6 protein-coding genes are annotated in these 6,408 nt (G+C 71.3%); all 6 read right to left on the minus strand.

The window, feature by feature from the left end; all coding sequences use genetic code 11:
* Window positions 1-215 precede the first annotated feature (215 nt).
* Window positions 216-1,484: a branched-chain amino acid ABC transporter permease gene (locus N1F89_RS20020; protein WP_290086225.1), complete on the minus strand. Its 1,269-nt coding sequence runs from the start codon at window positions 1,482-1,484 to the stop codon at window positions 216-218.
* Complete coding sequence (locus tag N1F89_RS20025; RefSeq protein ID WP_290086226.1) at window positions 1,481-2,506, minus strand: branched-chain amino acid ABC transporter permease; 1,026 nt, start codon at window positions 2,504-2,506, stop codon at window positions 1,481-1,483. The genes N1F89_RS20020 and N1F89_RS20025 overlap by 4 nt, the downstream gene beginning before the upstream one ends.
* Window positions 2,507-2,510: 4 nt before the next feature.
* Window positions 2,511-3,221 (minus strand): ABC transporter ATP-binding protein, encoded by a 711-nt coding sequence (locus N1F89_RS20030; RefSeq protein ID WP_290086228.1) that lies wholly within the window; start codon window positions 3,219-3,221, stop codon window positions 2,511-2,513.
* Window positions 3,218-3,994, minus strand: a complete 777-nt coding sequence (locus N1F89_RS20035) for an ABC transporter ATP-binding protein (protein ID WP_290086232.1) — start codon at window positions 3,992-3,994, stop codon at window positions 3,218-3,220. The genes N1F89_RS20030 and N1F89_RS20035 overlap by 4 nt, the downstream gene beginning before the upstream one ends.
* 168 nt (window positions 3,995-4,162) lie before the next feature.
* The gene (gene lpdA, locus N1F89_RS20040) at window positions 4,163-5,554 is read right to left on the minus strand and encodes a dihydrolipoyl dehydrogenase (protein ID WP_290086230.1); all 1,392 of its coding nucleotides are present in this window, start codon (window positions 5,552-5,554) and stop codon (window positions 4,163-4,165) included.
* A 4-nt stretch (window positions 5,555-5,558) separates the two neighbouring features.
* The coding region (locus N1F89_RS20045; RefSeq protein WP_290086231.1) for a dihydrolipoamide acetyltransferase family protein at window positions 5,559-6,408 on the minus strand (850 nt) is incomplete at its 5' end.

Below are 6,408 nucleotides of genomic sequence, written 5' to 3' on the forward strand. Positions count from 1 at the left end.
GACGCGCCGGCGGCCGGCGAACCGGTCGCAACCTCGCTTGCGATCGCCATGACAGCAAAGGGCCCGGCGCCATGCGCCGGGCCCTTTTCGTCTCGCGCCGGTCCGCGCTTCACCGGATCGCAGAGCGGCTGCGACCTCTCGTCTTGCCGCGTTCGCGGCCGGCGAAGCGGTCGCAACCTTGCCCGGGAGCGCGCCCGCCGCCGGCGGGCCGGCGGCTACTCGTAGCGCACCGGCCGCTCCGGGATCAGGCCCTGCGGCGCGTAGCGCAGCACCAGCGTGATCGTCAGGCCGATGACGAAGACGCGCATCTGCAGGGCGCGCGTGGCGAGGTCGGCGGGCGCCTCCCAGCCGAACAACCGGTCGCCCCACACCGCCGCCTGCTCGAACAGGAACAGGGCGGCCGGCTCCGAGATCGTCCAGATGAGATAGACGAACAGCGCGCCGAAGATGGTGCCGAGATTGTTGCCGGCGCCGCCGAGGATGACCATCACCCAGATCAGGAAGGTGTGGTTGAGCGGCAGGAAGCTCGCCGGATCGAAGATGCCGGTGAAGGTGATGAAGGCGCCGCCGCCGATGCCGATGATGACGTTGCCGAGGACGAACATCTCGAGCCGGCGGCGGTTGATGTCCTTGCCCATGGCGGCGGCAGCCGTCTCGTTGTCGCGGATGGCGCGCATCATGCGCCCCCAGGGCGAGGCCCAGGCGCGCTGCAGCAGCACGTAGATGACGACGATCATCACCGCGGTGACGCTGAGATAGGCGGCGCGCGCGGCGACGAAGCCGAGATCGGCGGCCGTCGGCACCGGCCAGGGCAGCGGCGAGACGGTCAGCGTGCCGCGCGTCAGCCAGTCGGCGTTCTTCAGGTAGGCCTTGACGATCTCGGCGATGCCGAGCGTGGCGATCGCCATGTAGTCGGCGCGCAGGCCGAGCGTGACGCGGCCCATCGCCCAGCCGAGCATGCCGGCGAGCACGCCGCCGAACAGCCAGCCGAGCCAGGCCGGCAGGCCGAAGCCGCCGATGAAGCCGGCCTCGCTCTCGATCAGCGCGGCGGTGTCGCCGATCGCGCCCTCGACGACGACCAGCGCGACGACGCCGACGATCACCGTCAGGACGGTGCGCAGCCGGCGCGGCAGGCCGAGCCGGTCGCTGCGGCTCGCCGCGAAGGTGGCGCCGATGCCGAGCGCCAGGAGCAGGATCGTCCAGCCGAGCTGGGCCGGGCCCTCGGAGGCCCAGAAGGCATCGTTGACGGGGAAGGAGACGAGCACCGTGGCATAGGCGGCGAGCGCGATGAAGCCCATCACGCCGACGTTGAACAGCCCGGCATAGCCCCACTGGATGGTGAGCCCCAGGGCGACGATCGCCAGGCAGCTCGCCTCGACCAGCATGCGCATGCCGAAGGGCGCGCCGAGCCACAGGAAGACGAGCAGGATGAGGACGCCGAGCCCGGCGAACAGCAGCGCCTCGCGTCCGGCCGGCGGGCTCATTTGATGAGCCTGCCGCGGAAGATGCCGGTCGGGCGCCAGACGAGCACCGCGATCAGGATGAAGAAGGGAACCACGATCTTGTACTCCGTCGGCACCAGCGCGAGCTGGTTGGGGATCTCGATCCACTCCGGCAGGACGGGCCGCAGCGGGCGCAGCAGGATCGACCAGTTGAACACCGCCAGCGTCTCGGTGAAGCCGACGAGCAGGCCGCCGGCGACCGCGCCGTAGGGCTGGCCGATGCCGCCGACGATGGCGGCGGCGAAGATCGGCAGCAGGATGTTGAAGCTGAGGTCGGGCTTCAGCGTCACGTCGAGGGCGAGCAGCGTGCCGCCGGCGGCGGCCAGCGCGCCGGCGATGATCCAGGTGGTGCGCACCACCTGCTCGATGGAGATGCCCGACACGCGGGCCAGGTCGGCGTTGTCAGAGACCGCGCGCATCGCCTTGCCGAGCCGCGAGCGGGTCAGGAAGAGGTGCAGCGCGACGATCGCCACGGCGGTGAAGCCGAACAGCAGGAGCTGCGGCTCGGTGACGACGATGTTGGCGTTGCCGACCGGCAGGCGGTAGATGTCCTTGACGCCGACATAGAGCTGCCGGGTGCCGGTGCCGGCGAACAGCCGGATGACGCCCTGCATCATCAGCATGACGCCGACCGAGGCCATGACGATGACCACCGGCCGCACGTTGGCGACCCGCAGCGGGCGGTAGAACCAGCGGTCGAGGACGACGGCGAGGCCGGCCGTCAGCAGCATGGCGACCGGCAGCAGCACGAAGGCCGTCGGCAGGCCGACCAGCGCGCCGGCGCCCGGCGCCAACAGCATCAGCAGCAGCGCGATGAAGGCGCCCGACGTCATCATGTCGCCATGCGCGAAATGCGCGAAGCGCAGGATGCCGAAGACGAGCGTCACGCCGACGGCGCCGAGCGCGTAGATCGAGCCGATGATCAGCCCGGCGATCACCGCCTTGTTGATGAAGAAGACGAACTCGTTGATCGGCAGGGCGGCAAGCAGGCCGGCTTCGGTCATGGTCTCACTCTCCCCCGCCCAGAAAGCTGCGCGCGACTTCGGGATCGGCCAGAAGCTCCGCGCCGGTGCCGGTGAATCGGTTCTGGCCGCCGGCCAGCACGAAGCCGCGGTCGGCCAGCGCGAGCGCCTGGCGCGCGTTCTGCTCGACCATCAGGATGCCGGTGCCGGCCTTGTTGATGGCGACGATGCGCTCGAAGATCTCGCCCATGTAGCGCGGCGACAGGCCAGCCGTCGGCTCGTCGAGCAGCAAGAGCTTGGGCTCGGTCATCAGCGCGCGTCCGATCGCCACCATCTGGCGCTGGCCGCCCGACAGCTCGCCCGCCGGCTGGCGGCGCTTCTCCTTGAGCGGCGGGAAGAAGCCGTAGACCTGGTCGATCAGGTGGCCGAAGGAATCGCGCCGCACATAGGCGCCCATCTCGAGGTTCTCGTGCACCGACATGGTCGGGAACACGTTGAACTCCTGCGGCACGAAGGACAGGCCGAGCCGGACCAGCTTCTCGGGCGCCATGTTGGTGATGTCGGTGCCGTCGAAGCGGATCGTGCCGGCCGACACGGTGAGCAGGCCGAACAGCGCCTTGAGCGTGGTCGACTTGCCGGCGCCGTTGGGGCCGACGACGACGCCGATCTCGTGCGCCTCGATCTCGATGTTCACGCCGTTGAGGATGTTGGCGCCGCCGTAGCCGGCCGTCACGCCGGCCATCGCGAGCAGGCTCATGGGCGGGCCTCCGTCGACATGCCGCCGCCGAAATAGGCCTCGACGACCTCCGGGTTCTGGCGGATCTCCTCCATCGGCCCCTCGACCATCACGCTGCCGGCGGCCATCACGATGACCGGGTCGCACAGCCGCGCGATCAGGTCCATGTCGTGCTCGATGACGAAGAAGGTGAGGCCCTCCTCGCGGTTGAGCCGCTCGACCGCCTGGGCGAGCTCGTTGAGCAGCGTGCGGTTGACGCCGGCGGCGATCTCGTCGAGCAGCACCACCTTGGGGTGGCCCATCATCACGCGGCCGAGCTCGAGCAGCTTCTTCTGGCCGCCGGACAAATTGCCGGCCAGCTCGTTGCGCATCGGCGTCAGCCGCAGCATGGCCAGCACCTCCTCGGCGCGGGCGCGCGTCTCGGCCTCCTCGGCGAGCACCCGGCCGCGCCGGAAGCAGGCGTTGAAGATGCTCTCGCCGGCCTGCTCCGAGGGCACGGTGAGCAGGTTCTCGAGCGCCGTCATGCGGGTGAATTCCTGGGCGATCTGGAAGGTGCGCATCAGCCCGCGATCGAACAGCGCATGCGCCGGCAGGCCGGTGACGTCCTCGCCGTCGAGCAGGATGCGGCCCGAGGTGGGGGCGAAGGCGCCGGCCACCATGTTGAACAGCGTCGTCTTGCCGGCGCCGTTCGGGCCGATCAGACCGGTGATGGAGCCGGTCTCGACATGCAGCGAGCAGTCGTCGACCGCCAGCACATTGCCGAAACGCTTGGTCACGTTCTGGACGTCGATCATTTTCGGCATGGTGACTGCCGCTCACTCCCCCTTCGGACGGACGCTCTTTGGCCGGCGTACGTTTGTTTCGTCCCTGGCGCGTGATAGCCGGCCGCAAGGCCGGTTGACAAGCGCGGTTGCGGCCGATGTCCACCGGCCATCGCCGGCGGCCGGCGCGCGGCGGCCGCGTCAGACGTGCAGGGCGTGGCCGAGCGCGCGCATCGCCGCCTCGGCAAACGCCTCGCCGAGCGTGGGGTGGGCGTGCACGGTGGCGGCGACGTCCTCGAGCCGGGCGCCCATCTCGAGCGCCAGCGAGAAGGCGGCGGCGAGCTCCGACACGCCGCGGCCGACCGCCTGGATGCCGAGCACCAGATGGTTGTCGGCGCGCGCCACGACGCGCACGAAGCCGTCCTCGGCCGACAGCGTCATCGCCCGGCCGTTGGCCTGGAAGGGAAAGCTCGCCGTCCTGATCTCGCGGCCGGTGGCGCGCGCGGCCTCCGGCGACAGGCCGACGGTGACGATCTCGGGGTCGGTGAAGCAGACGGCCGGGATCGCCGCCTTGTCGAACACCCGGTCGTGGCCGGCGACGATCTCGGCCACCATCTCGCCCTGCGCCATGGCGCGGTGGGCGAGCATCGGCTCGCCGGTCACGTCGCCGATGGCGTAGACGCCGCGCATCGAGGTGCGGCAGCGCTCGTCGATGCGCAGGAACGGGCCGTCCATGTCGAGGTCGATCTCCTCGAGCCCCCAGCCTTCCAGCGCGGCGCGCCGGCCGGCGGCGACCAGCACCTTGTCGGCGGCGACCGAGGTTGCCCCGCCGTCGTCGCTCTCGAGCAAGAGCTCGCCGTCGCGAAAGCCCTTCACCGCGGTGCCGGTCAGCAGCCGCACGCCGAGCGCCTCGAGCCGCGCGGCGACCGGCCGGACGAGCTCGGCGTCGTAGGCCGGCAGGATGCGCGGCGCGACGTCGACGACGGTGACCGCCGCGCCGAGCTTGGCGAAGGCGGTGCCGAGCTCGAGGCCGATATAGCCGGCGCCGACGACCGCCAGCCGGCCGGGCAGGGCGGTGAGCGCCAGCGCCGCGGTCGAGGTGACGACGTCGCCGCCGAAGGGCAGGTCGGCCAGCGCCACCGGGGCGGAACCGGTGGCGATCACCACCTCATCGGCGCGGATCACCTGCGGCCCGGTCTCGGTGTCGACCTCGACGGTCTTGCCGTCGCGGAAGCGGGCGTGGCCGGTGACGGTCTTGACCCGCGCCTTCTTCAGCAGGCCGGCGACGCCGAGCGTGAGGCGGTCGACGATGCCGTCCTTCCAGGCCACGGTGCGGGCGAGGTCGATCGCCGGCTCGGCCACGGTGATGCCCGTCGGCGCGCCGCCGGCGGCCATGGCGCGCACGGCGGCGAACTCGTCGGCGGCGTGGATCAGCGCCTTGGAGGGGATGCAGCCGACGGTCAGGCAGGTGCCGCCGAGCCGCGCCTTCTCGACGATCACCGTGTCGAGGCCGAGCTGGCCGGCGCGGATGGCGCAGACATAGCCGCCGGGGCCGCCGCCGATCACCAGGAGCTTGCAGGAGATCTCCTTCATGGCCTCAGCCCTCCAGGAAGATGGTGGCCGGGGTCTCGAGCAGCGCCTTGATGCGCTGGACGAAGACCGCCGCGTCCCAGCCGTCGATGATGCGGTGGTCAAAGCTCGACGACAGGTTCATCATCCTGCGCGGCACGAAGCCGCCATCCTGCCAGACCGGCCGGGTGACGATCTTGTTGACGCCGACGATGGCGACCTCGGGATGGTTGATGACCGGCGTCGTGACGATGCCGCCGAGCGGGCCGAGCGAGGTGACGGTGATGGTCGAGCCCGAAAGCTCCTCGCGCGTGGCGGTGCCGGCGCGGGCGGCCTCGGCCAGCCGGTTGACCTCGGCCGCGCAGTCCCACAGGTCGCGCGCCTCGACGTGGCGCACCACCGGCACCATCAGCCCGGAGGCGGTCTGCGCGGCCATGCCGATGTGCACGCCGCCATGGCGGTGGACGATGTTGGCCTCGTCGTCGTAGCGGGCGTTGAGATGCGGGTGCTCGGCGATGGCGCGCACCATGGCGAGCATCAGGAAGGGCATGACGGTGAGGCGCGGCCGGTCCGGCCGCTCCCCGGCGTTGAGGCGCGCGCGCAGCTCCTCCAGCGCCGTGACGTCGACCTCCTCGACATAGGTGATGTGCGGGATGCGCGCGGCGGCCAGCGCCATGCGCTCGGCGATGCGGCGGCGCAGGCCGCGCACCGGCACCTCCTCGACGGATGTGTCCGGCAGCCGCGCCCGGCCAGCGCCGGCCGGCGCGCCGCCGCTCTTCAGGAAGGCGTCGAGATCGTCGTGCGTGATGCGGCCGGCCGGACCGCTGCCCGGCATGCGGCGCAGGTCGACGCCGGCCTCGCGGGCGCGCAGCCGCACC

Origin of the sequence: Aquibium sp. A9E412 (assembly GCF_030398335.1) — a bacterium.
Lineage (GTDB): Bacteria > Pseudomonadota > Alphaproteobacteria > Rhizobiales > Rhizobiaceae > A9E412.

Bases quoted from the DNA above. Each gene is read 5' to 3' on its own strand.
- N1F89_RS20020 (WP_290086225.1), bottom strand. From the start codon at position 1,484: ATGAGCCCGCCGGCCGGACGCGAGGCGCTGCTGTTCGCCGGGCTCGGC.
- N1F89_RS20025 (WP_290086226.1), bottom strand. From the start codon at position 2,506: ATGACCGAAGCCGGCCTGCTTGCCGCCCTGCCGATCAACGAGTTCGTC.
- N1F89_RS20030 (WP_290086228.1), bottom strand. From the start codon at position 3,221: ATGAGCCTGCTCGCGATGGCCGGCGTGACGGCCGGCTACGGCGGCGCC.
- N1F89_RS20035 (WP_290086232.1), bottom strand. From the start codon at position 3,994: ATGATCGACGTCCAGAACGTGACCAAGCGTTTCGGCAATGTGCTGGCG.
- lpdA (WP_290086230.1), bottom strand. From the start codon at position 5,554: ATGAAGGAGATCTCCTGCAAGCTCCTGGTGATCGGCGGCGGCCCCGGC.